The organism is Peptacetobacter sp. AB800 (assembly GCF_047807365.1).
GTDB lineage: Bacteria > Bacillota > Clostridia > Peptostreptococcales > Peptostreptococcaceae > Peptacetobacter.
This window is the reverse complement of the sequence record NZ_JBLOUI010000070.1, coordinates 1-3651: the sequence shown is the minus strand read 5'-3', so window position 1 is coordinate 3651 and position 3651 is coordinate 1. Positions and strand designations below refer to the sequence as shown.

The 3651-nt window shown below is 27.7% G+C and carries 4 protein-coding genes; all 4 read right to left on the bottom strand.

All coding sequences use genetic code 11. The features are described 5' to 3' along the window. Positions 1-145 precede the first annotated feature (145 nt). Entirely contained in the window at positions 146-1009 is an 864-nt protein-coding gene (locus ACK2WN_RS11825; protein ID WP_416155676.1) for a type II restriction endonuclease, read from the bottom strand. Further along, positions 999-1802: a DNA-methyltransferase gene (locus ACK2WN_RS11820; protein ID WP_300529141.1), complete on the bottom strand. Its 804-nt coding sequence runs from the start codon at positions 1800-1802 to the stop codon at positions 999-1001. Before ACK2WN_RS11820 ends, ACK2WN_RS11825 begins: the two co-directional genes overlap by 11 nt. Before the next feature lie 4 nt (positions 1803-1806). Then, positions 1807-2643 (bottom strand): DNA adenine methylase, encoded by an 837-nt coding sequence (locus ACK2WN_RS11815; RefSeq protein WP_416155675.1) that lies wholly within the window; start codon positions 2641-2643, stop codon positions 1807-1809. Between the two features lie 100 nt (positions 2644-2743). Further along, positions 2744-3475, bottom strand: coding sequence for a TRM11 family SAM-dependent methyltransferase (locus tag ACK2WN_RS11810; RefSeq protein WP_330000200.1), 732 nt, complete (start codon positions 3473-3475; stop codon positions 2744-2746). Positions 3476-3651: the final 176 nt, after the last annotated feature.

Genomic DNA, 3651 nt, shown 5'->3' with positions numbered 1-3651 from the left:
ATTTTATTAATTATTTTTTCATCTTTTCGCTTTTTCAATACATTCATATTACTATTATACACAAGTTTTCCACAGTTTTAAATTATTATAATTTCCTTAAGAATAAAAAAGGATGCATTCTTGCATCCTTTTTATAAATCATAATTTATACAATTACCTGAGATATTATATTATTTTCTAAATCATCAATATTATAAATATATTCCATAATATCAAATGTTTCTCTAAGATTTTCCCTAGCTGATTGCCAACCTAAACCATCTGTAAACCAAACAAATTTAAATCCTTCTATTTCTTCAGCTTCCTGAGCTATCATCTTATAACTTCTTGCTGTTTCATTTAACTTCGATCCCTGACTTGCATAGAAATTAGTTTCTATTGCATAAATTGTACTCTCTGTCTTTATCACAAAATCGAATCTTTTTACAACCTTGCCTTTATTAGATAATACTGATAAATCTAGATTCCACATTTTTTCCATTTCAGTTGTTTTTAGCTCTTTAAAGTAGTTTACATCTTTTATAAACCCAGCTTTTTTTATATATCTTTCAACAAGGTCTTCCATCTGATGTCCGCCTCTATTTTTTCTACCATTAGAATCTAGACCTGTTTCTACACCATATACATAATCCACTAAATTATTAACTATGTGGTTTTCTAGCATGTCAAATAAACCAGTTTTTTTCATAAATATCTTGTACTGTTCTACACTCTGATTTATATTTTTAAAATTGTAATCAAATGCTCCATCTTCATCTTGTGCATATAGTTCATCAGCTCTAACAGCTAATAATATCGGTATACATTTCAATGTTTCTGGATACTTACTTACAACTTTTTCAAAATCACTTTCTATATTTTTAGAGCCTACTAGAGAAGTTAGTATATTAAGTTCAATTTTTATATCCTCTACATTTTTTACAACTTTCTCAAAATCTACATAATAATCGTAGCTTGATATACTTTTTCTAAACTTACTTCTCCATAAATCAAAATCTCTACCCTTCATAATCCTCTTTCTCCAATCTTTTTTTAGTTATATTTAGATATTCTATTTCATTATCTATACCGATAAATTTTCTTCCATATCTTTTTGCTATAACTCCTGTTGTTCCAGAGCCACAAAAAGGATCTAGTATTATCTGATTTTCTTCAGTAGAAGAAATTACTATTCTCTCTAATAAATATTCTGGCTTTTGCGTTGGATGTTTTCCCTCCGACTTTTCACTTTTTTTAGTTAGACTTCCAGTCCAAACATCCTTCATCTGTTTCCCACCATTTATTTCTTTCATCTCATTATAATTAAATAAATGATTACTTTTTTTATCATTTTTCTTTGCCCATAAAATAGTTTCTGTAGAATGAGTAAAGCATCTACACGCTAGATTTGGTGGTGGATTAGTTTTTTGCCAAGTTATATTATTTATTATTTTAAATCCTTCTTGTTCTAAAGCCATTCCTATTGAATATATATTATGCATTGTACCCGATATCCAGATTGTTCCATTGGGTTTTAAAACTCTTTTACACATTTTTATCCATTTTCTATTAAATTTATGCTTTTCAGAAACACTATTTTCAGTATTTAAAGTGTCCCAACTTCCTTTATTTACAGACACCATTTTTCCACCGCTACAAGTAATCCCATCATTACTTAAAAAATACGGTGGATCTGCAAATATCATATCAATACTTTCTTTTTTTATTTTAGAAAGCACTGAAAAAGTATCTCCTAGTATGAGTTTACTGGCTTCATCTTCATAATATATTTCAACTGATTTAGATATTATTTTTTCTTCCATTTTTCTAGTAATTACAAATAATTACTTCCTCCCCTTTTCGATTTGATGCATCAGAATTTATCATTCTTTTTACACTGACAACATCTATTTTATATCCTTTATTTGAATACAGCTCATTTATAAATTCCGTATTGTGATTAGTCAACATACAATAACATCCTCTTTCTGTTAATTCATCATATAACTTAGCTAATCTTTTATGGCTGTCTACATCAAATCCTTCTTTTGTATAAGCCTCAAATGAAGTTGGATTTAATGGAGCATAAGGGCTATCAAAGAATATAAAATCACCCTTTTTAGCATCTTTACAAGCTTTCTCAAAGTCACCTTCTAATATATTTACTGTCTTTAGGTATTTTGCAGTTTCTCTAACATCATCTTCTTCTATAGAAGTTCTTCTACTTTTATTATAAGGTACATTAAAAAGACCTTTTTTATTTACTCTATATAAACCATTAAAACAATGTTTATTCATAAAAGTAAATAATGCAGCAAGTTCTAAATCATATTCTTTTTTTAATAATTTATCATTGTATTTTTCTCTAATATCTAGATAGTATTCCTTACCATCTTCCCACATTTCTGAATCTAATTTATTTACTAGTTTTATAAATTCTTCAGTATTATCTTTAACTTGTCTATATACATTAATCAACGATGTATTTATATCGTTGATTGTAGCTTTTTCTGGTTGCAATTCAAACAAAACAGCTCCTCCACCTATAAATGGCTCATAATAATCATTATATTCTTTAGGCATTCTCTCTTTTATCTGATTTAATAATTGTCTTTTTCCTCCTGCCCATTTTAAAAATGGAGCTACTTTTACATTATTGCTCATAATTTGTCCTTTCTTTATTCTCAATCTATAGAACAATTATAGATTGAAAAAAAGAAAAAAACAAGTTAACTCAACTTTTACATACTATTCCATTTTTTAATCATTTTCTAAATACAAATAAATATTCATGCTCTAGCAATAAAAAATTCCTTTCAAAACTTTTCTTGATCCAATAGTCTGTACTCTTACAGTTATACTGCTCCTTTATAATTATTTCCTTATTAATAAATCCTACATTTTTGAAAATATTCATAACTTCAAATCCTAATGGTATAACATTACCATTTTTTCTAATATCTCCCATAAGAATCGCACAATATTTTCCCTTTTTTAAAACTCTATAACTCTCTTTTGCTACTTTTTCCATCTCTTTTAAAAAACTCTCATAATCTAATAAAGAAATATCTTCTACAATATCTTTACTGTATTTTATTGCATCTGCGTAAGGTGGATGTGTACAGATAAAATCAATTTTTTCATCTGGTATAAAGTCTAAATTTCTAGCATCTCCTTTTCTCAAGTATACTTTGCCAGAATTATCGTATTCAAAATTTGTACTAGATTTACACGAACATAATGCTTGAGTATTTACATCGACTCCTATAATATTTCTCCCTAGCAGTTTTGATTCTATAAGCGTTGTTCCTCCACCAACAAATTGATCTAATATCATATCTCCTTTCTTTGAATATCTTAAAATTAAATTTCTTGGAACATAGGGTGAAAAGTTACCCCTATATTTTGATGTATGTGTAGCCCAACTACCTCTTTCAGGAAATCTCCATACAGTTCCAGTTTCAAGTTTAAAATTATTAGGTTGCCAACTTCTCATAATTTTCATCCCTTCCTTCTATCTAATATTTTTGACAATCTTAATTATTTTTATTTAATTTTTTACAATAAAAAAATACTGCCATAGAACACCTTTAAAAGGTGTTCTTATGACAGTACCTTTAACTGACACCTAACGGTTGTCAGTTTTTTTGTATTCAAATTTAGCTCCACAAT